Source organism: Burkholderia sp. HI4860 (genome assembly GCF_002223045.2).
In the GTDB taxonomy this organism is placed as follows: Bacteria; Pseudomonadota; Gammaproteobacteria; order Burkholderiales; family Burkholderiaceae; genus Burkholderia.
On sequence record NZ_NKFO02000001.1, the window covers coordinates 280,316 to 304,181 of the forward strand.

Consider the following 23,866-nt stretch of genomic DNA (forward strand, 5'->3'; position numbering starts at 1 on the left):
CGCGTGCAACCGAAAGGGAAATGAAACGAGGCAGCCTCAGGTGACGTACGCGCCCGGCAGCAGGGTCGAGATCGACACGTCGAACGCGCGCGCGATCTTGTCGGCCGTGACGATCGATGCGATCGCCTCGCCGCGCTCGATCTCGCCGACATACGAGCGGTTCAGCCCCGCATGCTCGGCCAGTTGCTCCTGCGACCATGTGCGTGCTTCACGCAGCTTGCGCACGGTGGCGCCGAAGTGATGGATGAGGTCGCTCATTGCGCCTCCTAGGCTACGCGCGCCGCCGCGCGCGGCGCGGCGTTCGCTTCGCTGCGCAGCACGGCCTGCGTGACGTTTTCGCCGGGCAGCACGTCCTGCGTGAGCCAGACATTGCCGCCGATCACTGCGCCGCGTCCGATCGTCACGCGGCCGAGGATCGTTGCGCCCGCATAGATCACCACGTCGTCCTCGACGATCGGATGGCGGGCGTGCCCCTTCTCCAGATGGCCATCCGCGTCGCGCGGAAAGCGCTTCGCGCCGAGCGTGACGGCCTGGTACACGCGCACGCGCTCGCCGATGATCGCCGTCTCGCCGATCACGACACCCGTGCCGTGGTCGATAAAGAAGCCCGCGCCGATGCGCGCGCCCGGATGAATGTCGATACCCGTTTCCGCGTGCGCCTGCTCGGCGATGATCCGCGCGAGCAGCGGCAGGCCGAGCCCGTACAGCTCGTGCGCGAGCCGGTGATGGATCATCGCTAGGATGCCCGGGTAGCACAGCAACACCTCGTCGACGCTGCCGGCCGCCGGATCGCCATGGAACGCGGCCAGCACGTCGCTGTCGAGCAGCCGGCGAATCTCGGGCAAGCGCGCGGCAAAGGCCTGCACGGCCGTCGACGCCACTTCATCGACGTTGTCGACCGGCCCGTCGGCATTGCGCTGCCGCGCCGCGTAGCGCAATTCCAGCTTCACCTGTGCGAGCAGCGCATTCAGCGCGGCGTCGAGCGCGTGGGCCACGTGGAAGTTCTCGCTCTCCTGGCGCAGGTCGGGCGGCCCGAGCCGCATCGGGAACAGCACGCCTTTCAGCGCGCCGATGATCTGCGCGAGCGCCTCGCGCGCCGGCAGGTCGCGCCCGCCCGGTTCGAGCGAGCGCCGCTGCTTCTCGCGCCATGCGCGGCGCACGGTCTGCAGCGATTGAACGATGTCGTCGATGTCGAATGCGGCCATGCTGCGTTCTCCCCGTAACGGCCGTGAATCAGTCCTGCGCCCACGGCAGGCCGCGGAAACGCCAGCCATTGCTGCCGCCGCGCTGCTGCCGCTCGTCGAGGTCGCCCTCGAACCCTTCGAGCACGTTGAATACCTGCGTAAAGCCGCCCTTCGTCGCCGCCTCGGCCGCCTGCGCCGAGCGGTTGCCGCTGCGGCACAGCAACAGCACGACGGCCTCCTTGCCGGTCTTCGCTTCCAATTCGCGCACGAAGCGCGGGTTGCGTGTCAGGCTCGTGCCCGTCGCCCACGGCACATGCAGCGATTCCGGCACGTGGCCGACGAATTTCCGTTCCTCGGCAGTGCGTACGTCCACCAGCAATGCATCGCCGGCGGAGAACAACGCCCACGCCACCTCCGGGGCGACGCCGCCCGCATAGGGCGTGCCGGCCGCCGTAGCCGCTTCGCGCGCGTCTTCGAGCGCCTGTTGCGCAGCAGTTCGTTCTTCCAATGCAACCGTCATGACACTTCCTTGTTTTCGTTGATTCGTATGATCAAAGACACCGGGAATGCGGCCGTTGCAGCTTGCGTGCTGTCTATAGCCGTCAGCGCCACTATGCGATTGCGGCCGGGCAAGCTGAACCAATAAAAATTCATTTCCTAATCAGCGGCACGGGGAATGCAATAGCAGACGTGCGCTATCGGGGCGGGTTCATCGGCGAGCAGGACGGGAAGAAGGGTGACCGTTCGATGTCACGCATCGAAGGAATTTGAAAGGGTTCGAGAAAGACGATCAACGCGGCGAGCGGCGCGTTGCAACGGAATCCGAAATGGCATGCATGCACGGGCGCGCATGCGTCGACGACTCGGGAAACCAGGCGGGTTGCCGGAATGCATCGGCACGATGCCGGACAGGCATCGCCGATGCACTCGCGCGTCAACGCCTCACACCACCGGATCGACCGGCGCGACCGGCACGCCGCGCGCTTCGATATCGCGCCCCGCGAGCAGGCACAGATCCTCGCGATGATGCGCGGCAACCACCTGCACGCCGACCGGCACGCCATTTACGAGCGCCGTCGTCACGGCCAACCCGGGCAGCCCCATCGCCGGCAGCGCGCGCAACGTAAGCTGCGCCTCCCACACGCGATCGAACCCGTGCTGCCCCTGGCGGTCGAGATCATCCGGGAACGGCAGTTCCGACGACACCGGCAACAGCACCACCGCATACGCGTCGAGAAACAGCCGCCACTGCCGCGTCAGCGTCGTGCGCCGGACGAGCGCGCGGCTGATCACGTCGGCCGGCAGGTCGCGCACCTTGCCGCGCACGGCCTCGACCACGGCAGCCGCACCCGGATCGCCGTCGTTCGCGACCGCGCTCGTCAATGCGTCGAAGCCGTCACCGAGCCAGAGCTGCTCCTGCAACAGTGCCGCCTCGCGCATCGGCGGCGTGTCGTCGATCTCGTCGACGGTCCAGCCGGCATCGACCAACCGCCGCGCGGCATCGCGCAATGCGGCCTCGACCTCGGGCACGACCTGCAACCCACCCGGCCGCACGCACAGCGCCGCGCGCTTCGGCACCTCGCGCCCGTCGAACGGCACCGCCACGTGCCACGGATCGCGCGGGTCCGGTGCGGCGAACGCACGCAACGCGAGCGAGAGATCGTCGATCGTGCGTGCAATCGGCCCCGCCGTCGACATCAGCTGCGCGCCGATCGCACGCTCGGGCGACGACGCATTGAACGCCGGCACGCGACCGAGCGACGGACGAATGCCATGCACGCCACACGCGTAGGCCGGATAACGCACCGAACCGCCGATGTCGGTGCCGACGGCAAGCTGACCGATCCCGGCGGCCACGGCTGCCGCCGCGCCGCCGCTCGATCCGCCCGGCGTCAGCGACGGGTTGCGCGGATTGCGCGTGTGGCCATGCACGAGATTCGACGTGAACCAGCGCAACGCGAACGTCGGCGAATTGGTGCGGCCGAGCAGGATCCCGCCGGCCTTTCTGATGTTGCCGACCACCGGGCTGTCGGCGTGCGCGATCAGGTTCTCCTGCAGGCGCGTGCCGTTGGTCGTCGCGAATTCCGCCTGGTCGACGTTGATCTTCACGGTGACGGGCACGCCTGCGAGCGGCCCCGGATCGTCGCCGCGCGCAATCGCGCGATCGACTTCGTCGGCTTGCCGCCGGACATCGTCGGGCCGATGTTCGACCACCGCGTTGATCGCCGGATTCACCGCCTCGAGACGATCGAGCACCGCATCCGCTACTTCTCGCGCGGACACGTCACGATGCCGCACGCGCTTCGCGAGTTCGGTTGCGGGCAGTTGCCAGAGTTCCGTCATGACTTCTCCTGGTGGAAGGACATCACACTCGCTCATGGCGCCGCGCTTCCCCATGAATGCGCGGCGCCGCGTTCACTCACTGCGTATCCTGCTTCGCGCGTTCGGCGGCCGCGATGATCGCGTCGGCCACGGCCTTCGGCTGGCTCAGCATCGACACATGGCTGCCGTTCACGCGCGTGACCGCAGCACCGATCCGCTTCGCCATCGCTTCCTGCAGCGTCGGGTCGATCATCTTGTCCTGCGTCGCGACGACGAACGTCGACGGCTTCGCATGCCACGCGGCCTGCGTAACCTTCTCCGAGATGCAACCGCTATACCACGGCCCCTGGGTCGCCGCAACGAGGCGCTGCTGCGCGGGCGGCAGGTCCGGCGCGAAATCCTGTGCGATCGCCTTGTCCGACAGCGTCGCGAACCCGCCCGCGTCCTTGCGCAGCTCACCGGCCCACGCGGGCGCCGGCAGCCCCTGCGTGACGTCGGCGATCGACTGGCCGTTGTCGGGCGCGAACGCGGCGACGTACACAAGCGACTTCACCTTGTCGTCGTTGCCCGCCTCGCTGATCACGACGCCCGCCCACGAATGGCCGACCAGCACGACCGGCCCCTTCTGCGCGTCCACCGTACGCTTCGTCGCGGCTGCATCGTCGGCGAGCGAGCTCAGCGGATTCTGCACCGACACCACGTGCAGCCCGCGCGCCTCGAGCAGCGGAATCACGCGGTTCCAGCTCGACCCGTCGGCGAACGCGCCGTGCACGAGCACGACGTTCGTGCCCTTCAGATCTTCCTTCGGCGCGGCCTGTGCCGCCACCGCACCGAACAGTCCGCCGATCACCGCGGCAGATACCAGAATGCGTTTCATCAAACCGGCCATCGTCATGCTCCTTGCTCTGTTGTGTTTTTCACATGTGGTGCTGCTGGGGTGGCCGCGCCCGCCTGCGGCAAGCGCGGCAGGCCATCACGAATGCGCGTACAGGTCGTCGGCAGCGTTCCGTGCGGAGCGCGACTGGGCCGCGTCGCGATGGCTGGCCGGCGTCGACGCATCGGCCACGTTGTCGCCTTGCGACTTCGACGGGCCGTTCTGGTCGGAACGCGCGACCTGCTGCGCGGCGACGGCGTTCTCCGCGGCCGCGATATCGTTCGGATAGTTCGCTTCGCTGCTTGCCGGGCGGTAGCCGGCCTTCTCCAGGCGGACGAGATCGGCGCGCACGTCGGCGCGCGTGAGGCCGTGGCCGGTATCGGCGAACGAAAGGGCGGGGATGGCGGCGAGGACGGCAACGGCGAGGATTCGAGCGGCTTTCATGAGGGTTCTCCTTGAGAGAGGTAGGTCAGTCGATCATTCGTCATCCGATCCAGTTCGGCTGGTATCGAACGTTTCCTGCATGTCGACAGTAGAACCCGCGCACGTATCTGCGATGTTTCCGAAACGGGTGCTTTCTGCATGCCAGTTTTTCAGGAGCCGCCGCAGATACAGTGCGATACAAACCGGGCTGTCGCATCGTTCGCTGTCCCCCAGCCCACCCACCATGAAAAAAGGCGCGCCACGCATGGCACGCCTTTCCGTCAAACCCGTCACACCACGCGCGTCACGGCGCAAGCCGCGTGAACACGTAGTCGTGGTTCTTCACGCGCGCCTGGTGGCACGCAAAGCACGTCTGATGCTGGCCGATATCGGCCGGTACGCCGTTGATGAAGCGCCCGAAGCCCCAGCCGCCCGTCGACGCATAGCGGCGCGAGTCCTTCACCATCACCTGCACGGTCGTGGCCTGGCCCGGCACCGTGGCACTCGGGAGCTCGTCGGACTGCTTGCGCTTGTACGCGAGCTTCACGAGGATCGTGCCGTCCGGGAACGGCAGCGTCGCCTGTTCGAGTGCGCGGATCGCAACGGGGTTGCCGAGCACCACACGAAGTTCATCCAGCGGTGCGGCTTCCTCGGCCGGCGCGACCATTTCCCACTTCCGGTAGCCGGGCGGGATCGTCACGCCATAGATCGGCGACGCGGCGGCAGCTGGTTTCGGCTGCTCCGCGAATGCGGCCGGGCCGCTCGCCGACCACGCGCCGGCCAGCAGCACGCCCGCGACGACCGTGCGTCGCATGCCGCGACGCATTGCACCCACGCGCGCCCGCATCACAGGTGCTCCACTTGCAGGATCGCATCCGCGAACGCCTGCGGCGCTTCCTGCGGCAGGTTGTGGCCGATGCCGCCGGTGATCGTGCGGTGCTGGTACTTGCCGGTGAATTTCTTCGCGTACGCGGCCGGCGCCGGATGCGGCGCACCGTTCGCGTCGCCTTCCATCGTGATCGTCGGCACGGCGATCGCCGGCCCGGCCGCGAGGCGGCGCTCGATGTCGTCGTACTGCGCTTCGCCCTTCGCGAGCCCGAGGCGCCAGCGATAGTTGTGGATCACGACGGCGACGTGGTCGGGATTCTGGAACGACGCGGCCGTGCGCGCATAGGTTTCGTCGGAGAACTGCCATTTCGGCGACGCGAGCTGCCAGATCAGTTTGTTGAACGCATCGCGGTTCTGCGTGTAGCCGAGTTCGCCGCGCTCGGTCGAGAAATAGAACTGATACCACCACTGGAACTCGGCCTGCGGCGGCAGCGGCGTGGCATTCGCCGCCTGGCTGCCGATCAGGTAGCCGCTCACCGATACCAGCGCCTTCACGCGCTGCGGCCACAGTGCCGCAATGATGTCGGCCGTACGCGCACCCCAGTCGTAACCGCCGAACACCGCGCGGTCGATCTTGAGTGCATCCATCAGCGCGACGATGTCGACGGCCGTCACGGCCTGCTGGCCGTTGCGCACCGTGTCGGCCGAACGGAACGTCGTCGACCCGTAGCCGCGCAGGTACGGAACGATCACGCGATAGCCGGCCGCGACGAGCAGCGGCGCGACTTCCGCGTAGCTGTAGATGTCGTACGGCCAGCCGTGCAGCAGGAACACGACGGGGCCGTTCTTCGGCCCGAGGTCCGCATACCCGACGTTGAGCACACCCGCGTCGATCTGGTGAATCGTGCCCAGCGACGCGACGCCGGCCGTGCGCTTGGCGGGCGCTGCATCGGGCGCCGACTGCGCATGCGCGAGGGCGCTGAAGCCGAGGTCGGCGAGGCTCAGGCTTGCGAGCGTCGTACCGAGGATCAGGCGGCGGCGGGTGTTCACGGTTTCAGGCATGACTCGTTCTCCAGTGTCGATCGCTAAGGAAGGGGCCCGCGGCGCGCAGGGGCGCTCGGGATTCCGCGTTCGCGGCGGCGGCGCTGGCGCTGCGCTGCCGTGTGAATCGCTTCACCGGATTTATATCCGATCCATCCAGAGGCTTTGTATCCCAACGTATCTGTGCGTGAACACGACACACGGCGATTCAAAAATCGTGCTGGAGAGGCTTATTTGCAGGGGAATCGGCCCGCATTCCCCCCTTCAACCATGTTGATGTACAAAGCCGCTCACACCTTCCGATCCGGCAGGATATGCGCACGGATCGACCGTCCCCGCCACGACAGGTGATCGATCCGGGCGCGCAGCGTGTAGAGCGCCACCGACGACAGCGTACTGAACCTGAGCAGCGCGATCGGGTCGCCGATCCCGGCCGGCACGCGCTCGATCGAATCGAACAGCGGGAATCCATACCGGGTCAGGAATGCGCCGACCTCGTCGTCGCGTGCGTGTTCTTCGACATTGATCAGCAGCAGTTCGGCCATGACGGCTCCTTTCTCGATTCGACCGCCGTCACCGGATCAGCCGGCGCGTATGGTGCGCGATCATCAGTTCTTCGTTGGTCGGGATCACCCACGCCGACACGCGGCTCGACGCCGTCGTGAGCAGCGGCCCGCCGGCATGGTTCGCGTCGACGTCGATCTCGACGCCGAGCCAGGCCGCACGGCGCATCACCCGTTCGCGAATCGCCGCCGCGTGCTCGCCGATCCCGGCCGTGAAGACGATCGCGTCGATGCCTTCCATGGTGGCGGCAAGCGACCCGAGTTCGCGCGCGATGCGGGTGATGTAAAGCTCGATCGCGAAGCGCGCATGCGGATCGTCGCTCGCGAGCAGCGTGCGCATGTCGCTCGAGATACCGGACACCCCGAGCAACCCGGAGCGCCGATAGATCAGATCCTCGACGGCGCGCACGTCCATCCCGAGTTCGTCCATCAGGAAGAGCACGACGCCCGGGTCCAGGTTGCCGCAGCGCGTGCCCATCGGCAGCCCGTCGACGGCGGTGAACCCCATCGTGCTCGCGACGCTCTTGCCCGCCACGAGCGCGCACATGCTCGCACCGTTGCCGAGGTGGGCGACGACCGTGCGCCCGCGCGCCGCGTGTGGCGCGACGTCGGGCAGCACGCTCGCGATGTACTCGTACGAGAGCCCGTGGAATCCATAGCGGCGCACGCCCCGGCGGGTGATCGACTCGGGCAGCGCGAACGCCTGGTTGACCGCAGGCTGCGTGCGGTGGAATGCCGTATCGAAGCAGGCCACCTGCTCGATACCGGGCTGCACCGTTTCGAGGATGCGGATCGGCGTCAGGTTGTGCGGTTGATGCAACGGCGCGAGCGGCGTGAGCTTGTCCAGCTCGGCCACGATCTCGGGCGTGACGCGCACCGGCCCGCTGAAGCGTTGCCCGCCATGCACGACGCGATGGCCCACCGCCGCGAGACGGTGCCCTTCCTGGTGAGCCTCCAGGAACGCGGCGATCTGCTCGAGCCCTTCGTGATGGCCGAACGTCTCGCCGCTGGCCCATCGCTGCTCGTGATGTTCCCCATGATGGTCGACCGCGCTGAAGTGCGCGGTGGCCGTGTAAAGCCCATCGACCTGGCCGTGCACGATCAGCCCGAGCGTGTCGCCCTGCACGTCGAACGCGGAAAACTTGATGCTCGACGAGCCGGCATTCAACACCAGAATCACGTCTGCCATGGCATCACCCCACGTGCGTGGCCGCTTCACGCTGCCCATTCGCGACGAGCATCGCGACCGCGCATGAAGCCAGCCGGGTGATCAACGAATCGGCGCGACTCGTCAGGATGATCGGCACGCGCGCACCGAGCACGATCCCGGCGGCGTCCGCGCCGGCCAGGAACGACAGGCTCTTGGCGAGCATGTTGCCTGCTTCGAGGTTGGGCACCATCAGCACGTTCGCGTGCCCGGCCACCGGCGAATCGATCTGCTTGATGCGCGCGGCCTCGGGATCGATCGCGTTGTCGAGCGCGAGCGGGCCGTCGACGAGCGCGCCGGTAATCTGCCGCCGGTCCACCATCTTGCACAGCGCGGCGGCTTCGAGCGTCGACGGCACTTTCGGGTTGACCGTCTCCATCGCCGACAGGATCGCCACGCGCACCTGCGGAAAGTCCAGCGCATGTGCAAGATCGATCGCGTTCTGCAGGATGTCGACCTTGTCCTCGAGCGTCGGCGCGATATTGATCGCCGCGTCGGTCACGATCAGCGGATCGGCATGCGCGGGCACGTCCATCACGAAGCAATGGCTGATGCGCCGGCCGGTGCGCAATCCGGCATCGTGACGCACCACTTCGGCCATGAGCTCGTCGGTATGCAGGCTGCCCTTCATCAGCGCGGCCGCCCGCCCGTCGCGGACGAGCCGCACCGCCGCCGCTGCCGACGCCTCGCTGTACGGCGCATCGACGATCTCGTGATCGATGATCGACAGCCCGCACGCCGCGGCGGTCGCTTCGATACGGGCCCGCGGGCCGACCAGGATCGGCTCGATCAGCCCCTTGCGCGCCGCCTCCAGCGCCCCCTCGAGCGAGCTTCGATCGCACGGGTGCGCGACGGCCGTCGGCATCGGCGCGAGCGTCCTGCAGTGTTCGATGAGGCGGAGATATTTCTCGTGTCTGTTTTCCATCGTGGTTCCTGGCTGTCCGTCACTGCACACGTTCGAGGGCCGCTACCGGCCCCTTGGCCGGCCGCTGCGCGGGCGGCGCACCCAGCACCGCGCGGATGCGTTGCAGCGCTGCCCACTGTTGCTCGCTCACCGACGCGCTCTGCACGCGCGGATCGCCCAGCAGCTTGTCCAGCAACGTCAGCAGCCGCTGGCGGTCCTCCGGGCGGGCCAGCAGCGCCGGCAGCGTGGCAACGGCCTGCTGCGGCGCGTAGGTCGCGATGATTTCCTGCTCGCCATAGATGCGCCGCCATTGGTCGGGCGGCAGATCCGGCAGATACTCGGCGTAGGTTTCGGCAAGTTCACGCTCGGTCGCCAGTTGCGCCAGCGGAAACGGCTCGCCGCTGCGTTCGAGCAGAAACGCTGCGCGCGCAACCGCTTCCGTGTAGCCGCCCCGATCGATCGACGCGAGCGCGTCCTTCACGAACGGCAGGTCGCGAGGATCCGTCGCGACCGGCGACGCGGCATGATGGTCGCGATACTGCTCCGCGAAATGCAGCATGAAAGGCTGCGTGTACAGCGTAAAGAACAGCGACTCGGTGCTCGCATCGCGCATCGCGCGAAAAAAATCGAGCGATGCGCTGATGATGTCCGAGCCACGGCGTTCGAGCTTGCGCCACGGTTCGATATCGTCGGCCGGCTGGCGATGCGCGTTGACCGCGTCGGCAGCCGGCTTCAGCCAGCCAAGCCACGGGTTCAGATCCGAACACGCCCAGCGCTGAACGCGCAGCGGATGAAAATCCCGCAGCAGGCGTGCCGTGGTTTCGTTCGAGGCCTGCTGCACGAACGGCTGCATGAACAGTTCATAGGCGCGCTGCGTGAATTCGGACAGCTCGGCGACCGCCTCGAACGCATGTTCGTCCTTGCGCCCGAAGCGGTTGAAGTGTTGCGCGATCTCTTCGAGACGGTGCTCGGCGAACGTGACCTCGTAGGCGACCTTCCCGTCGGCGCCGTTCACTTCCTCGATCGACATCGCATAGAGGCCGGGCGGCAGCGTTTCGACGGCATCCAGCACGCTGACGATCTGCGCGTGCTCCTTCTTCGCGACCTTGCCCGACACGAAGATGCCCAGATGCCCGACATCCTCCTCCATCAAGCCGATGATCACCTGTCCGCGCGACTTGATCTCCTCCGTGCTGCCGTAGATGTCCGCGACCCAGTTGAACGCCTGCTGCGGCGGCGTGATGTTGTCGCCCATCGACGCGAACAGGATGATCGGCGAGCGGATCTCGCGCAGGTCGAACGCCTTGCCCGCCCCGTCCCGCACCTCGCCGGACCAGAGCTTGTTGCCGATGAACAGGTTGCGCGTGATCCATTCGATCTCCTCGCGGTTCATCAGGTAGTAGCCGCCCCACCAGCGTTCGAACTCGAGGAAGCGCGGCGGCTCGGTGTCGATGTGGTCGTACACGTGGTAATACTTGTCCCACCACGTGTTCGCCGGGTTCAGGTTCTCGAAGTTCTGCACGAGATGCGCGCCGTCGAACTTGCCGTTGCCGAGGTCCGACGCGAACGACGCGAGCCAGGTGCCGCCGAGCAGGCCGCCCGCATAGCGCATCGGATTGTCGCCGGGCCCGTCGCTCCACGCACCGCTCCAGTACGACATCGGCGCGCCGTTGATGACGATCGGGCCCGTATCGTCCGCCGACGAGCTCGCGAGCATCATCGCGGCCCAGCCGCCCTGGCAGTTGCCGACGATGGCCGGCTTGAGGCTGTCCGGATGCAGCTCCCGCACTTTGCGGACGAACGCCTGTTCCGCCGCACACACGTCGAGCAGCGTCTGGCCGGGCTCGGGTTCCTGGAAGAACACGACGAAGTACACCGGATGCCCCGCGCGCAGCGCCACGCCGACCTGCGAATCGTCCTTGAAGCCGCCGATGCCGGGGCCGTGGCCCGCGCGCGGATCGATGATCAGGTAGGGCCGCTTGGCGGCGTCGACGATCACGCCGTCCGGCGCCTGGATGTGAACGAGTGCGTAATTGACGGGCCGCTCGAACTGCCGGCCGTCGAGCACCACGTCGTAGTCGAAATGCAGCACCGGCTTGAGCCCCTGGGCCGCTCGCTCGACGTATTGCGTGCCGCGCTCGCGCAGCGTGTCCCAGAACAGCAACGCGCGCTGGACGGTGTCGACCGCGTAATGCCATGCGCTCAACGGCGAGAGCGCTGTGGCGAAGGGCGCGGCGCCTGGGTCATAACCGGGGCTGTCGCTGCCGTCGAATGCTTCGCTCAACCGCTTCCCGTACTGTTCCAGCGCGTGCTGCGTGCGCTTTTGCAGCACGTGGACAATCTCCGCGGCGATCTCATGACTGCGCGCCAGTTGCGTGGCAGCATCCATAACACTGTTCTCCAGAGGGGCAAGGTGAATCCCGACGCATTCCGGGAGCGGCCGTCTCGCGTCAGCCGAGCACGTGCATCCCCGCGTCGACGTAGTGAACGCCGCCGGTCATCGCGCGTGCGGCATCGCTGGCAAGAAAGGTGCATAGCGCGCCGACGTCGTCGATGTCGAACGGCCGGCGCAATGGCGCACGTTGTGCGGTGTCGTCGAGCAGGTGATCGAAGTTCGGCAGCCCGGAGGCCGCCCGCGTGGGCAACGCCCCGGGCGACACCGCATGCACGCGGATGCCTGCCGGCCCCAGCTCGACGGCCAGATAGCGAACGCTGGCCTCCAGCGCCGCCTTGACCGGCCCCATCACGCCGTACTCGGCGATGACCTGATCGGCGCCGATATAGGTCATCGCCATCAGGCTGCCGCCGGAATCCATCCACGGCTCGGCAAGCTTCGCCATCCTGATGAACGAGTGGCAGGAAGTATCCATCGCGAGGGCAAACCCTTCCGGCGAACTGTCGACGACCCGCCCGTGCAGGTCGGCCTTCGGGGCATAAGCGACGGCATGCAGCAGAAAATCGAGGCGGCCCCACTGCTCGCCGATCGTGTCGAACACGTCGCGCATCTGGTCGGCCCGGCTGACATCGAGCGGCATCGCGATCGCCGGCTTCAGCTGTTCCAGCAGCGGCTCGACGTACGGCAACGCGCGCTCGGATTGCCAGGTCACGGCCAGCTCGGCCCCCGCCGCGTGAAAGGCGCGCGCACATCCCCAGGCGATGCTCTGCTCGTTCGCCAGGCCGACGACGATGCCCCTTTTGCCTTCAAGCGGCCGCATGCCATTGCCGGGCGCGCGCGATTCGCGCACGTCATTATTCGTCATCGCGAAACCTCGGATCGTATTTTTTCATCGGGCGAAACTGCGAAAGGGCCGAATTGCCTTTGTGCCGCGAATCATTGTATTGAGGGTTTCAAACTACCCGATCATTCACGCGATATATTTTTGATTTTTATCAAAATCGCTTTCAAATCAGATAATTACGATGGAATGTTTCGATCCGGAAGGATGGATTTTCATCGTTATGTCATTCAATCGTGTGCGAAGCCTGGTAGCGCGCGCAGCGGCAGGCGCAACACGGTCTTGATGCCCACCAGCGCCTGGATCGGCGCGGTGCTCGACAGGCGCGGACGCCCGCGCGTTGGCTCGGCCTCCGGCATGCCCGCCAGGGCGGCTTCATCGATCTATTTCGTGACGTTCCGTCGGTTGATCAGAGCAGCGTTGCAGGTCGAGCCGTTCCCGACACGGTAGCGCGCCTTCGTGTAATTGCATGTAATTGATTCAGCGTTGTGGCGGCCCTAATGTTCATCCCAGGCAGAAGCCCATTATTAAACCTTGCCAATCAAGCGCCGACGATTTTTCGTCGAATATATGCCGATACATCGAGGGTCCTGCGCAAGGATGATTTCCACGTGAGGCTGCTGTCGGGAAAGTAGCGTTCATTTATCGACTCATTCAATTACCGCTCAGAGGGAAAAATGGCAAAAATCTTTTACTCGGCCGACAACAGCTGGCTCATCGGCGTCACCGATCGCGTCAAAGGCAACCGGCTGGTGCTCCTTCCCACCAGTACGGACAACCTGTATACCGAGTGGGACTTCCAACCGGATGGCGCAATCACGCTGCACAGCGACCCCACGCTCGCCATCGACTGCGGAACGGTATCCGCCGAGCAGTACCTTACCCTGAACACCTACAAGAAAAACAACGCGTCGGCCTCCCAGCAATGGCAATTCGACCCGCAGTCGGACGACGCGCAATCGGGCTACATCGAAAACGTGAGCAATTCGCAACTGGTCTTCGACCTCCAATGGAGAAACGTCGCGAAGGGCACGTACATCTGGACGTACGCGGCCAACGCGTCGGATGCGGAGATCTGGAGCCCGGTTCCGGTCCCGCAGGATTCGTTCAAGAAGTGACCTGAGCCACGCGTCGGTGGTGCGCCGATTGAGTTGTTCGGCGCACCCTCGTCACTGCCGGTGGGCACGACACGTCGAATCGCTGGCAGCCGAGGTTGCCATCCGCCTGGGCGAGCTGAACCGCAAAACAGAAACAAACGCAGGCCGCATGACCGCGCCGGCCCGCGTTCGCCATCCGGTCCCCGCTTACACGCGCCGCAACGGCCGGAACCCGGCACGCACTTCACGCGCAAACAGTTCCGGCTCCTCCCATGCCGCGAAATGCCCGCCCTTGTCGACTTCGTTGAAGTAGATCAGGTTGTGATAACTGCGCTCGGCCCAGCTGCGCGGCGCCTGGTAGATCTCGCCCGGAAACACCGTGATCGCCGCCGGCAGCGAGATGTCCACCGCGTTGAAGTTGTTCGAGTGATCCTCCCAGTAGATCTGCGCGGCGGACGTCGCGGTGTTCGTCAGCCAGTACAACGAAATGTCGTCGAGAATCTCGTCGCGCGGAATCGAGCGTTCGGGCACGCCGCCGCTGTACGTCCACTGCGAGATCTTGTCGACCATCCACGCCGCCTGCCCCGCAGGCGAATCGGCGAGCGCATAGCCGACCGTCTGCGGTCGCGTGACCATCATCGCCGAGTAGCCGCAATTGTCGCGATAGAACGTCGCGAGCTTCTCGTACGCGGCCTTCTCCTTCGGCGACAGCGAAGCCGGCGCGGGCGCATCGGTCGCGAGCAGCGTCGCGATATCCGGCGGCACCGTCGCCGGCATGTTCACGTGAATCCCGGCCAGACCTTGCACGCGCTGCATCGCCATCCGGTGCGAGATCACCGAGCCGCAATCGCCGCCCTGCGACACGAAGCGCGTATAGCCCAGCCGCGCCATCAGCTCGCCCCATGCGCGCGCGATGTGGTCGGAACCCCAGCCGGTCTGCGTCGGACGGCCCGAGAAGCCGAAGCCCGGCAACGACGGCACGACGACGTGAAACGCATCGTCCGCGCTCGCGCCGTGCGCGGTCGGATCGGTCAGCGGGCCGATCGCCTTCAGCAACTCGAAGATCGAGCCCGGCCAGCCGTGCGTCATGATCATCGGCATCGCGTTCTCGTGCCGCGAGCGCACGTGAATGAAATGAATGTCGAGCCCGTCGATTTCCGTGATGAACATCGGGAAGCCGTTCAGGCGCGCCTCGCCCTTGCGCCAGTCGTAGTCGGTGCCCCAGTAACGCAGCAACGCCTGCATGCGCGCGAGGCGCACGCCTTGCGATTCGTCGGCGACGGTCTCGCGACCCGGCCAGCGCGTCGCGGCGATGCGGCGGCGCAGGTCGGCCACGGCGTCATCGGGAATGTGCGCGGTGAACGGGCGTATGCCGCTCGCGCCGGTCGCGCCGGTCGCCGCGTGCAGCGCGGTGGGCAGCATCGCCGAGACCCCGGCGGCCACGGAGGTGGCCAGCAGGTGGCGACGCATCGGTGAAAACGGTGTGGAAGACATCGTTCGGCATCTCCTTTCGTGAAGTGGAAAGTGAACATGCCGCGCGCGGGAAGCGCGCCTTCGCTTTCAATCCGGCGCGCCCGCGTCACGCGGCGTCGCCCATTTGAAAGGTCTGATGTATCCGGTATTTGTCTGATTTGTACGCGTTTGTAGCGGCTGGGAGGCGAGCGGGCCGGCCTCCGCAGCCGCCCACCCCCGAGCCGCTCAGAGCGCCTTGACGATCGCGCCGTCGACGCGAATGTTCTGGCCGGTGATGTAGCCCGCACCGTCCGACAGCAGGAACGCGACCGTCTTCGCGATCTCGCCGGTCTTGCCGAAGCGGCCGGCCGGAATGCGCGCGACGATCTCCGGCGTTTCCGGCCAGCTGTCGATGAAGCCCGGCAGCACCGCGTTCATCCGGATGTTCTCGGCCGCATAGCGTTCCGCGTAAAGCCGCGTCCACGCGCTCAGCGCCGCGCGCAGCGCCGACGAAACCGGCATCGGCTGCTCGGGCGCATCCGCCGCGAAACTCGAGATGTTGACCACCGCGCCGCCGCCCTGCTTCTGGAAGATCGGCGTCACGCGGCGCATCACGCGCACCACGTTCAGCAGGATCAGGTCGAGCCCCGCGTGCCAGTTGTCGTCGGTGATCGCCAGCAGATCGCCCTTCGGCGGGTGCCCGGTGTTGTTCACGACCGCATCGATGCGACCGTAGCGCGCCACCGTTTCCTGCACGAGCCGGTCGATGTCGGCTTCTTCCGTCACCGAGCCCTGGATGCCGAAGCCGCCCAGTTCCTCGCCGAGCGCCACCGCGCTGCCCGACGGCGACATCAGCGCGACGCGATAGCCCGTCGCCGCCAGCTCACGCGCGATCGCCGCGCCCATGCCCTTGCCTGCCGCCGTGATCAACGCTACTTTTTCTACAGTCACGATGTACTCCTCGTTCGAATCCTGCCGCGCGCAGCCGCCGTTCGGCCCGCCATGGTGGTAATGTAGGCGCATCCATCACGACTGTCGAACCAGTATTTCTGCCTCTAGCCGATAGTTTTTCTACAGCCTGACGATGCCGCCTCGCCCCTCCCGTCTGCCGCCGCTGAATGCGCTTCGCGCGTTCGAAGTGTCCGCACGGCACCTCAATTTCCGCGCCGCCGCCGACGAGATCGGTGTCACGCAGGGCGCCGTCGCGCAGCAGGTGCGCCACCTCGAGGACGTGCTCGGCCTGAAGCTGTTCGAGCGCCTGCCGCGCGGCCTCGCGCTGACGCACGACGGCGCCGCGTATTTCTCCGACGTGCAGCGCGCGCTGCATGCGATCGCCGACGCGACCGACAAGCTCGTGAAGCGCCGCGCCGCGCTGACGATCAGCACGACGCCGTCGTTCGCGTCGAAATGGCTGATCCCGCGGCTCGCGCAGTTCACCGATGCGCATCCCGACTACGACGTGCGCGTGATCGCCGACCCGCAGATCGCGACGTTCCGCCACGACGGCGTCGATCTCGCGATCCGCTACGGCAAGCCGCCGTTCGGCAAGCATCTCGCCACGCATGCGCTGTTCCCGCTCGACGTGTGCGCGGTGTGCAGCCCCGCGCTGCTGGCCGCGCCCGCGTCGCCGCGCGCGCTCGCGGGCCACGTGCTGCTGCACGACGCGCACGACCTGTGGCCCGAGTTCCTCGCCGCGATGCCCGAGCCCGTCGACATCGATCCGCACAAGGGGTTGCGCTTCAACCAGACGTCGCTTGCGATCGATGCGGCCGTCGCCGGCCAGGGCATCGCGCTCGCCACCGATCCGCTGGTCGAGCGCGACATCGCCGCGGGCCGGCTGTGCAAGCCGTTCGATTTCGCGTTTCCGCTGTCGGTGGGGTTCTATCTCGTGTATCCGGCCGAGCGGCGCGACGACGATGCGATCGTCGTGATGCGCGAATGGATGGCCACGCAGGCCGTGTCGGACGGGCGCCCTTGAGCGGGCGTCGGCCGCGTCAGGGCGCGACCCAGCGGCCTTCGTAGCCGCGTTCGTGCAGGTCGAACACCGCGCGGCGATGGCCGGCGCGGGCGAGTTCGAGCCAGTCGATACGCGTCACGGTCACGTGAAGCAGACAGAAATTGTCGTAGCCGTCATCGGTCGATGCGGCACCCTGGCTCGCCGGGACATGCGCGACTTCCGGCGACGCGACCGGCGTACCCGGCGGCAACGGTGCGCGATACAGCAGCAGCGTATGCGGACGGCTCGCTTGCCAGATCGCCCGCCGTTGCGCTTCGTCGTCGCAGATCGATGCCGCACCTTCCACGCGAATCTGCACGAGCGCGTCGAGATCGCTGGCGACGAGCGCGATGTGCGGATCGCGGCGCAGCTCCGCGACCTTCTCCGAACGCGCATCGGTATGAAACGACAGCATGCGATCGGCGCGGCTCACCTGACGCAACACGATCGTGCGCACCTTCGGCGCGCCGTCGATGCCGAGCGTCGCGGCCTGCAGCATCGTGAACGGCGAGCGTTGCGCGCTCACGCCGGATTCGAGGCACGACCACAGGCGCTCGTAGGTTTGCGCGAGTGATTCGGAAGTGGCATCAGGCATGACGAAGCGGCGATCGGGCGGGTGGCGATCGCGCCAGCTTAACCGTTTGCTGCGGCGACGGCACGCGTGTGGCGCGCCGGCCGCCGCCGGGCGGCTCAGTTGTAGCCGAGTACGACCGGTGCCGCGTCGCCGAGGTCGGCCGCCGGCTCCGCGCCGAAGCGGCCGAGCACGTCGGCCACATACTGCGGCCCGGCGCTGATCTGCGACGACCGGTGTGCGACCGGCCGGTTATCGCCCGCGCCCGGCGCGATGCTCATCGATACGGTGTCGTTGACGGTGATGTTCACGTTGATGTCTCCTCACGCAGCGAGCGCCGCACCATACGCGCGCACGAGGCGCGCCACGCCTTCCCGGATCGCGTCGACGTCCGGTGCGGCGAACGACAGGCGCAGCGAGGCCGCGTCGACGTTGTCCGCGAAGAACGCCTTGCCCGGCACGAACACGACCTTGTTTGCGATCGCCTGTTGCAGCAGCACGTCCGACGACACCGCGCCGATCCGCGCCCACACGAACATCCCGCCTTCGGGACGATGGAATTCGATCGCATCGCCCAGGCCGTCGCGCAACGCGTCGCACATCGCGTCGCATTTGCGCTGGTACGCGGCCGTGATGCGCGGCAGATGGCGTTCGAGCGCACCGTCGGCCAGATACTCGGCGGCGGCCGCCTGGGTCCACGGCGTGCTGCACAGATCGACCGTCTGCTTCGCGATCACGCAGCGCCGCGCGATCTCGGCCGGCGCGATCGTCCAGCCCACGCGCAGCCCGGGCGCGACGATCTTCGACAGGCTCGCGAAATGCACGATCCAGTCGCGCGCGCCATCCACTTCGTCGGCGAGAGCCAGCATCGACGGCACGGCTTCGCCCGCGAAACGCAGGTCGCCGTACGGATCGTCCTCGACGATCAGGAAACGGTATTGCACCGCGAGACGCAGCAGCTTCAGCCGGCGCTCGCGCGTGAGCGTCGCGCCCGTCGGGTTCGCGAAGGTCGGGACCGTGTAGAGCAGTTTCGGCTGCGCGATCGCGCCGGACGCGAGCTGTTCGCCGAGACGATCGACGTCGAGGCCCGCGCCGTCGACCGGAATCGTCACGATGCGCGCCTGCTGCAGACGCATCGCCTGCAGCGTCGCCGGGTAAGCCGGCTGCTCGGTCAGCACGACGTCGCCGGGCGACACCATCACGCGCAGCAGCAGGTCGAGGCCTTGCTGCGAACCGGTCGTGACGAGCAGCTCGGCCGCCGTGCACGTCACGCCGCGCCGCCCCATCAGCGCGATCAATTGCTGCTTCAGTTCGGCGAGGCCGTCGGTCGGGCCGTATTGCAGGCAGCGCACGGGCTGCGCGTACGCGCGCTCGGCGGCCGCGTTCAGGCCGTCGACGTCGAACAGGTCGCTGGCCGGGTAGCCGCCCGCGAAGGAAATCATGCCCGGTTCGGACAGGTACTTGAACAGTTCGCGGATCGGCGAGCCGGCGGGATTCTGGAATGAGGGAGTGAACGCGTACATGTCGTCGTGGGCTGGATGGCGCGGACGGCCGGGATAGCCGCCCGATACCGGCCACCGCGGCGCTTCTGGCGCCACGGCGGTGAAATCGAGCCACGATTGTCGATAGTCATTAAGGCCGCGGCAAACGATATCTATGCACTAGGTCTTGCGGTTTGGTCATCACATGGCGGTGGGGCGGGTGTTTGGGGGCGCGGGGTTCGGCTGGTTTGTCGAACGGGTGTTTGATTCGGGGGATTGTTTCGTCGGATGGGGTCACGATGACCACTACTGCTTTCCTGGCGTGGGCGATTTAGCGCGAATCGTAAATCGTGGGTGGCGCCGCTTCAACGCGACGACCACCGCTTCGCGCGGCTGAAACTCGACTCCCTTCTCCTTGCCCCGCCGCTGAGACTTGAATCGATGCACCCAGTCCGACCGATGTCTCTCCGCATCAAAGATTTCTGCTCCGGAGCCACGCACGGAGAACCTCGATGTGCTGTGCCTTGCATTCCAGCGGCAACCAGTGTCCGGCCGGCATCGTTGCCACGGTCAGGTCTGCGCACGCCGCACGCATGGGATCGCCCTGGCGATTTCCGGTGATGCTGCAAATCTGATCGAATTCGCCGTTGACGAACAGCACCGGCTGCGAGAGACGGCCGCCATCCGGCGCGTGGCGCGCGTAAGCGATGTTGGCCTCGTCGTTCAGGTACCACGCACAGGCGGGACGGAAGCCACGCGTATCGAACGACGCTACCAGCGCTTCAAAGTCCGCCGGCGGCCACAGAGCCGGATCAGGGCGAGTCGGCGGCGCACGATGCGCGGCACCGAAACGCCCTCCATTGCGGGTGACGACGGCATTCGGCGACACCTTGCCGATACCATCGGGGTTCCCCGATCGAAAAATTGACGCCAGCGATGCCGTCCGGTCCGCATCCAGGTCCGCGACCGCCGCTTCGAAATGCGTCGTGTAGTAACGGTAGTAATCCCACTGACCATCGGGATACGCGTCGGCGGGATAAATCGCCCGGTCGACCAGTGGAACGACCGTGCTCAGCGCGTGCCCATCGGGTTGATAGGCCAGCGAAGTCAGCACCACACCACGGCTACGCTCGGGTTCATGCGCGGACAATTCTGCGGCCACGACACTTCCCCAGTCGTGCCCGACCCAGATCGCAGGCGCGCCGCCGAGGTGGTCGTGCAGCTCGTTCATGTCCGTCACGACGGCCTCGATGGTGTAGGCGTCGGTGGCTTCGGGCGCAAAGGAACCACCGTAGCCGCGCAAGTCCGGCGCAACGCAGCGCCAGCCGTCAGCGGCGAAGGCTTCCATTTGGGCGCGCCACATCAAACTGATGCTCGGCCAGCCGTGCAGAAAGAACATCAGCGGTCCCTCGGCCGGCCCACTCTCGAGATAGTGCGTCGACCGACCAGTCATGTTGAACGTGCGTGATACCAGCGGGTGTCGAGATGTTTCCGTCATGATTCAGGACTCCAGTCGATTTCAGCGGTCTGCTGAAGGTGAAAAGCCAGCCGTTCGCCGGGCTACTTGCGATCGATCATCAGCGCCACCCCCACCAACGCGATGCCGCCGGAAATCAGCTTCACGAACGTCAACGGCTCGTGCAGCACAAGTGCGGAGAGACATAGCGCGATCACCGGCGCGGCATAGTTGAAGGTGTTGGCGAGCGTCGTCGAGACCTGAGCGTTGAGCGTCAGGAACACGGCGTAGCCGATCAGCGTGCTCGCCACGACGAGGAACGCGAGCGCGGCCCATGCCGCTGGCGGTACGCGCGCAAGGTGCGTCGTGGCAGCGATTCCGGACACGGCGACGATCGCGCCGAGCAGCGCGCCGGCCGATATCAGTTGTATCGCGAGGCTGATCACGGGATCGCGAGGCAACGCCAGCCGCGGCGCAAGCAACGATCCGACTGCCCAGGCCGCAGTCGCGGTAAGCGCAAGCACCGCGCCCATCGGCCGGAAGACGCCGCCGGCAGCCGACGTACAGCCCATCAGCGCGAGACCGGCAAAGCCGACGGCGACCCCGGCGATCTGACGGCCGGTCAGCGGCTGGTGAAACACGGCCCATGCGAACACCGCCAGAAAGAGCGGCGAAGACGAACCGAATACCGCGGCCACCCCTGCCGGCAAAAAATGCGTCCCCCAGATCGCGAGTGCCTGACTGGCCACCAGCATGGTGACGCCAATCAACGCCGCCCCACCCGACTCGCGGACCGACGCAGGCGACCGGCGCCAGCGCGCCAGCGCGAAAGGCAGAACGACCAGCGCCGCGAGCGAGAAGCGCAATGTCGCCACCATCAGCGGATGCCACGCGTTCCCGGCCACCTTGAAAGCCAGGAAATTGGCCCCGTTGTAGAACCATTGGTAGCCGACGGCGAGCGCGACCCACCCGCGATGCGCGCTCCAGCGGGTAGGGGCCGTGGTTGTCACAGTCACTTTGCGCCCTCCTGTCTCACGATTCCGGCGATCGTGGCCGCCTTGCCGCCCGGGCACTGGCTCATGAAATGCTCCCTGTACGGCGCTGCCCTGGGACCGTTACGGTCGACGACCTCGTATGCGATGACTTCAATGCTACCGAGCGCATCGTTATCCCGATAATGCGGACGTTTTATGGCTGTTATCCATGTACTGAATAACGGCGTTATGCTTGCCCTGCTTGTGCAATAGACCCAACTGGAATGCACGGAGGCGCCAGTGGACTCTCGCCTTATCGAGTACTTCTTGCGTGTTGCCGAACTCGGCAGTATCAACAAGGCCGCAACTGACTTGCGGCTCTCCCAGCCAGCGCTATCGCGCCATATCGCGCTGCTCGAGCATCAACTTCGCGCGAAGCTTTTTACGCGAACGCAGGGCGGCGTTCAGCTGACGGAGGCCGGCACGCTGCTGATGGAGCGCGCGCGGCCCATTCTTCGTCAGTTGACTTCGTTGGTCGAGCAGGTGGGCGACCGCGCGGCAGGCCAGTTGGCGATAGGCATTGCGCCTTCCTGGCGCAACCTGTTCACATCGAACTTCGTGGCGCGCCTGGTCGCCGACTATCCACGCGTGAGGCTTCGTGTTCACGAGGGCGTGAGCCACGAGCTTCGTGACGTCATGCATGCCGGCATGCTGGACCTCGCCATCGTCCCGTTCGAAGCGTCGCCGCCGCAGGGCTATGTCCATACTCCACTCGTTCGGGAGCCGCTCATTCTCGTGAGTGCCAAGGATGCCGGCTTGAGGCCCGACAAAGCGGTGCCGCTGTCGCGTCTCAGGGATCGCAAACTCGCGCTGGCGGGAAAACAGAATGTCATCCGCTCGACCATCGAGCACGCGATGGTCCGTCGCAATGTCGAACTCGACATCCTGTTCGAACTCGATGCAATGCATCTGTCGATGGACCTCGCTCGGCGGGGAATCGCGGATACCGTGACGCCATGTTGCGCGGTCAGCGGCAACGCGTTCTGGGAAGAATCAATCTCGTGGAGTCCGATCCGGGGCGCCTATCTCACCTGGGCGCTCTGTGAAAATGCGGCGCGCTCGCATTCGCAAGCGGTGCTTGAAGGCAAGCGGATGGTTCTCGCGATGGTCGACGAAATCGTCGACAGCCAGATCTGGCGCGGTGTGGAGCGGCTGCCGTTCGTCGACTAAGTTGGTCATGCGAGCACTGATCAACTACATTCACGAGAATGCGCCACCGACTGCCCATGTCAGTCTGATGGCGGATCACGGGACGCCGACGTTCTACGGGCGCTATGGCTTCCAGCCGTCGTTACTTCCCGAGAAAGCCGGTATGTTTCTTCGCATTCAATGACGCAGGTTCGTCTCGGATCAAGCGTAGCCCTCCGCATGGCGCCGGATGACGTCCAGCGTCACCGCCCAGTAGAGCACCAAATGCTTGCGGATGACGAGCGTCGGGAAGCCGTGCATCGTGAACGAGAGCGTCGTGCCGCTGCAAGCGGGCTCCAGCGCGAAATCCAGCGTCGTGTAGCTGGCCGGCTCGTCCGGCAGGTTTGACAATGTGCTCAGGTGCGTCCAGCTGAAACGCCGCGGCGGATCCCAGCGCACAATGCGGCCACGATTCTCGAACGGCACGTGCTGCCACCCGCGTACGACGATCAAGCCGCCCGCGCGTCCCTCATGCTCGACAGACACCGGCATGACGTCGTCGCCCATCCACTCGGCCATCCGCGACGGCTCGGCAAGGCTGGCCGCCAGGATCTCGATGGGCGCGGCGACGAAGATCGTACGTTCGACGGGCTCATCACACAGTTGATCGGATGTCGTGCTCATAAGGCCTCGGAGACATTTCGTGGTCGGCAGGTCCATGGTCATCGAGAGCGATCGGTAGCGATCATCTGCTCCTGCCCGCAAGCGCAAGCGCACGCGGCACGGAATGCAGCCTACGCGAGGGCGATGCACTTATTCATCGGTACGCACGCCAATTCCAATCCACGCGTCGTCCGATATACCGAAACCGCGTCGCCCGTCCAACCACAACTGCGATAGAACGGCGCTGCATTCAGCGTTGCATCGAGGCCTCAACAGTTTGATTGCGCTCATGCTGATTGATCGATGCGTGTCCGGGAAAGATGATTGTCGGCAGTTCAATCGGCGGCGTCGAGTGTTTCAAAATGGCCGAATGCCGACAAACAAGGGGCGGCCTCAGCCGCCCCAC

25 protein-coding genes and 2 pseudogenes are annotated in these 23,866 nt (G+C 66.1%); 4 read left to right on the forward strand and 23 right to left on the reverse strand.

What is annotated here, in order from left to right:
• Nucleotides 1-36 precede the first annotated feature (36 nt).
• The 14 genes and pseudogenes from CFB34_RS01285 to CFB34_RS01350 form a co-directional block, all read right to left on the reverse strand.
• The gene (locus CFB34_RS01285) at nt 37-258 is read right to left on the reverse strand and encodes a helix-turn-helix transcriptional regulator (RefSeq protein ID WP_006484517.1); all 222 of its coding nucleotides are present in this window, start codon (nt 256-258) and stop codon (nt 37-39) included.
• Nucleotides 259-266: 8 nt separating this feature from the next.
• The gene (gene epsC, locus CFB34_RS01290) at nt 267-1,205 is read right to left on the reverse strand and encodes a serine O-acetyltransferase EpsC (protein WP_089443278.1); all 939 of its coding nucleotides are present in this window, start codon (nt 1,203-1,205) and stop codon (nt 267-269) included.
• 28 nt (nt 1,206-1,233) lie between these two features.
• A complete protein-coding gene (locus tag CFB34_RS01295) occupies nt 1,234-1,704 on the reverse strand; it encodes a rhodanese-like domain-containing protein (protein WP_089443279.1) in 471 nt (156 codons plus the stop codon).
• A gap of 422 nt (nt 1,705-2,126) precedes the next feature.
• Complete coding sequence (locus CFB34_RS01300) at nt 2,127-3,527, reverse strand: amidase family protein (RefSeq protein ID WP_089443280.1); 1,401 nt, start codon at nt 3,525-3,527, stop codon at nt 2,127-2,129.
• A gap of 76 nt (nt 3,528-3,603) precedes the next feature.
• The gene (locus CFB34_RS01305) at nt 3,604-4,395 is read right to left on the reverse strand and encodes an alpha/beta hydrolase (RefSeq protein ID WP_089443281.1); all 792 of its coding nucleotides are present in this window, start codon (nt 4,393-4,395) and stop codon (nt 3,604-3,606) included.
• 84 nt (nt 4,396-4,479) lie between these two features.
• Complete coding sequence (locus CFB34_RS01310) at nt 4,480-4,824, reverse strand: DUF4148 domain-containing protein (protein WP_089443282.1); 345 nt, start codon at nt 4,822-4,824, stop codon at nt 4,480-4,482.
• Nucleotides 4,825-5,107: 283 nt separating this feature from the next.
• Nucleotides 5,108-5,650, reverse strand: a complete 543-nt coding sequence (locus tag CFB34_RS01315) for a cytochrome P460 family protein (protein WP_089443283.1) — start codon at nt 5,648-5,650, stop codon at nt 5,108-5,110.
• A complete protein-coding gene (locus CFB34_RS01320; RefSeq protein WP_089443284.1) occupies nt 5,650-6,693 on the reverse strand; it encodes an alpha/beta hydrolase in 1,044 nt (347 codons plus the stop codon). Before CFB34_RS01320 ends, CFB34_RS01315 begins: the two co-directional genes overlap by 1 nt.
• A gap of 269 nt (nt 6,694-6,962) precedes the next feature.
• Nucleotides 6,963-7,217, reverse strand: coding sequence for a hypothetical protein (locus CFB34_RS01325; protein ID WP_089443285.1), 255 nt, complete (start codon nt 7,215-7,217; stop codon nt 6,963-6,965).
• Nucleotides 7,218-7,245: 28 nt separating this feature from the next.
• Nucleotides 7,246-8,424, reverse strand: a complete 1,179-nt coding sequence (locus CFB34_RS01330) for an acetate/propionate family kinase (protein WP_089443286.1) — start codon at nt 8,422-8,424, stop codon at nt 7,246-7,248.
• Nucleotides 8,425-8,428: 4 nt separating this feature from the next.
• On the reverse strand, nt 8,429-9,367 hold the full coding sequence (locus CFB34_RS01335; RefSeq protein ID WP_089443287.1) for a phosphate acetyltransferase: 939 nt from the start codon (nt 9,365-9,367) through the stop codon (nt 8,429-8,431).
• A 19-nt stretch (nt 9,368-9,386) separates the two neighbouring features.
• On the reverse strand, nt 9,387-11,735 hold the full coding sequence (locus tag CFB34_RS01340; RefSeq protein ID WP_089443288.1) for a DUF3141 domain-containing protein: 2,349 nt from the start codon (nt 11,733-11,735) through the stop codon (nt 9,387-9,389).
• Nucleotides 11,736-11,796: 61 nt separating this feature from the next.
• Nucleotides 11,797-12,561, reverse strand: coding sequence for an enoyl-ACP reductase FabI (gene fabI / locus CFB34_RS01345; RefSeq protein ID WP_089443390.1), 765 nt, complete (start codon nt 12,559-12,561; stop codon nt 11,797-11,799).
• 260 nt (nt 12,562-12,821) lie between these two features.
• A pseudogene (locus CFB34_RS01350) lies at nt 12,822-13,058 on the reverse strand (IS5/IS1182 family transposase); the annotation flags it as partial.
• A gap of 201 nt (nt 13,059-13,259) precedes the next feature.
• Here CFB34_RS01350 and CFB34_RS01355 point away from each other — a divergent pair.
• Entirely contained in the window at nt 13,260-13,700 is a 441-nt protein-coding gene (locus CFB34_RS01355; protein WP_089443289.1) for a hypothetical protein, read from the forward strand.
• Between the two features lie 186 nt (nt 13,701-13,886).
• Here the strand turns inward: CFB34_RS01355 and CFB34_RS01360 are convergent, their stop codons facing one another.
• Both CFB34_RS01360 and CFB34_RS01365 read right to left on the reverse strand, forming a co-directional pair.
• Complete coding sequence (locus CFB34_RS01360) at nt 13,887-15,173, reverse strand: epoxide hydrolase (RefSeq protein WP_089443290.1); 1,287 nt, start codon at nt 15,171-15,173, stop codon at nt 13,887-13,889.
• 204 nt (nt 15,174-15,377) lie between these two features.
• On the reverse strand, nt 15,378-16,082 hold the full coding sequence (locus tag CFB34_RS01365) for an SDR family oxidoreductase (protein WP_034188601.1): 705 nt from the start codon (nt 16,080-16,082) through the stop codon (nt 15,378-15,380).
• A 133-nt stretch (nt 16,083-16,215) separates the two neighbouring features.
• Between CFB34_RS01365 and gcvA the strand changes: the two genes are divergently transcribed.
• Nucleotides 16,216-17,109, forward strand: coding sequence for a transcriptional regulator GcvA (gene gcvA / locus CFB34_RS01370; protein ID WP_039354300.1), 894 nt, complete (start codon nt 16,216-16,218; stop codon nt 17,107-17,109).
• Between the two features lie 16 nt (nt 17,110-17,125).
• Here gcvA and CFB34_RS01375 read toward each other — a convergent pair whose 3' ends face one another.
• The 5 genes from CFB34_RS01375 to CFB34_RS01395 form a co-directional block, all read right to left on the reverse strand.
• Nucleotides 17,126-17,722 (reverse strand): pyridoxamine 5'-phosphate oxidase family protein, encoded by a 597-nt coding sequence (locus CFB34_RS01375; RefSeq protein WP_089443291.1) that lies wholly within the window; start codon nt 17,720-17,722, stop codon nt 17,126-17,128.
• Between the two features lie 95 nt (nt 17,723-17,817).
• Nucleotides 17,818-18,009 (reverse strand): hypothetical protein, encoded by a 192-nt coding sequence (locus CFB34_RS01380; protein WP_089443292.1) that lies wholly within the window; start codon nt 18,007-18,009, stop codon nt 17,818-17,820.
• A 12-nt stretch (nt 18,010-18,021) separates the two neighbouring features.
• A complete protein-coding gene (locus tag CFB34_RS01385; protein ID WP_089443293.1) occupies nt 18,022-19,221 on the reverse strand; it encodes a PLP-dependent aminotransferase family protein in 1,200 nt (399 codons plus the stop codon).
• Between the two features lie 430 nt (nt 19,222-19,651).
• Entirely contained in the window at nt 19,652-20,677 is a 1,026-nt protein-coding gene (locus CFB34_RS01390; protein WP_089443294.1) for an alpha/beta hydrolase, read from the reverse strand.
• 62 nt (nt 20,678-20,739) lie between these two features.
• Nucleotides 20,740-21,651: an EamA family transporter gene (locus CFB34_RS01395; protein WP_179243700.1), complete on the reverse strand. Its 912-nt coding sequence runs from the start codon at nt 21,649-21,651 to the stop codon at nt 20,740-20,742.
• Nucleotides 21,652-21,909: 258 nt separating this feature from the next.
• Here CFB34_RS01395 and CFB34_RS01400 point away from each other — a divergent pair, with 258 nt between their 5' ends.
• Nucleotides 21,910-22,839: a LysR family transcriptional regulator gene (locus CFB34_RS01400; RefSeq protein WP_089443296.1), complete on the forward strand. Its 930-nt coding sequence runs from the start codon at nt 21,910-21,912 to the stop codon at nt 22,837-22,839.
• Between the two features lie 7 nt (nt 22,840-22,846).
• Nucleotides 22,847-23,002 carry a hypothetical protein gene (locus CFB34_RS01405; protein ID WP_242808535.1) on the forward strand — a complete coding sequence of 52 codons (156 nt, stop codon included), beginning with the start codon at nt 22,847-22,849 and terminating at the stop codon, nt 23,000-23,002.
• Between the two features lie 17 nt (nt 23,003-23,019).
• Here the strand turns inward: CFB34_RS01405 and CFB34_RS01410 are convergent, their stop codons facing one another.
• Nucleotides 23,020-23,481 (reverse strand): SRPBCC domain-containing protein, encoded by a 462-nt coding sequence (locus CFB34_RS01410; RefSeq protein WP_179243699.1) that lies wholly within the window; start codon nt 23,479-23,481, stop codon nt 23,020-23,022.
• Nucleotides 23,482-23,591: 110 nt separating this feature from the next.
• Nucleotides 23,592-23,726: pseudogene (locus CFB34_RS01415) on the reverse strand (GNAT family N-acetyltransferase); the annotation flags it as partial.
• Between the last annotated feature and the right edge of the window lie 140 nt (nt 23,727-23,866).

Coding starts and splice junctions, on each gene's coding strand:
- CFB34_RS01410 (WP_179243699.1), bottom strand. CDS start 23,481: ATGAGCACGACATCCGATCAACTGTGTGATGAGCCCGTCGAACGTACG.
- CFB34_RS01295 (WP_089443279.1), bottom strand. CDS start 1,704: ATGACGGTTGCATTGGAAGAACGAACTGCTGCGCAACAGGCGCTCGAA.
- CFB34_RS01390 (WP_089443294.1), bottom strand. CDS start 20,677: ATGACGGAAACATCTCGACACCCGCTGGTATCACGCACGTTCAACATG.
- CFB34_RS01385 (WP_089443293.1), bottom strand. CDS start 19,221: ATGTACGCGTTCACTCCCTCATTCCAGAATCCCGCCGGCTCGCCGATC.
- CFB34_RS01355 (WP_089443289.1), top strand. CDS start 13,260: ATGGCAAAAATCTTTTACTCGGCCGACAACAGCTGGCTCATCGGCGTC.
- CFB34_RS01360 (WP_089443290.1), bottom strand. CDS start 15,173: ATGTCTTCCACACCGTTTTCACCGATGCGTCGCCACCTGCTGGCCACC.
- CFB34_RS01330 (WP_089443286.1), bottom strand. CDS start 8,424: ATGGCAGACGTGATTCTGGTGTTGAATGCCGGCTCGTCGAGCATCAAG.
- CFB34_RS01405 (WP_242808535.1), top strand. CDS start 22,847: ATGCGAGCACTGATCAACTACATTCACGAGAATGCGCCACCGACTGCC.
- CFB34_RS01325 (WP_089443285.1), bottom strand. CDS start 7,217: ATGGCCGAACTGCTGCTGATCAATGTCGAAGAACACGCACGCGACGAC.
- CFB34_RS01340 (WP_089443288.1), bottom strand. CDS start 11,735: ATGGATGCTGCCACGCAACTGGCGCGCAGTCATGAGATCGCCGCGGAG.
- CFB34_RS01335 (WP_089443287.1), bottom strand. CDS start 9,367: ATGGAAAACAGACACGAGAAATATCTCCGCCTCATCGAACACTGCAGG.
- epsC (WP_089443278.1), bottom strand. CDS start 1,205: ATGGCCGCATTCGACATCGACGACATCGTTCAATCGCTGCAGACCGTG.
- CFB34_RS01285 (WP_006484517.1), bottom strand. CDS start 258: ATGAGCGACCTCATCCATCACTTCGGCGCCACCGTGCGCAAGCTGCGT.
- CFB34_RS01300 (WP_089443280.1), bottom strand. CDS start 3,527: ATGACGGAACTCTGGCAACTGCCCGCAACCGAACTCGCGAAGCGCGTG.
- CFB34_RS01305 (WP_089443281.1), bottom strand. CDS start 4,395: ATGGCCGGTTTGATGAAACGCATTCTGGTATCTGCCGCGGTGATCGGC.
- CFB34_RS01320 (WP_089443284.1), bottom strand. CDS start 6,693: ATGCCTGAAACCGTGAACACCCGCCGCCGCCTGATCCTCGGTACGACG.
- gcvA (WP_039354300.1), top strand. CDS start 16,216: ATGCCGCCTCGCCCCTCCCGTCTGCCGCCGCTGAATGCGCTTCGCGCG.
- fabI (WP_089443390.1), bottom strand. CDS start 12,561: ATGCGGCCGCTTGAAGGCAAAAGGGGCATCGTCGTCGGCCTGGCGAAC.
- CFB34_RS01315 (WP_089443283.1), bottom strand. CDS start 5,650: ATGCGGGCGCGCGTGGGTGCAATGCGTCGCGGCATGCGACGCACGGTC.
- CFB34_RS01310 (WP_089443282.1), bottom strand. CDS start 4,824: ATGAAAGCCGCTCGAATCCTCGCCGTTGCCGTCCTCGCCGCCATCCCC.
- CFB34_RS01375 (WP_089443291.1), bottom strand. CDS start 17,722: ATGCCTGATGCCACTTCCGAATCACTCGCGCAAACCTACGAGCGCCTG.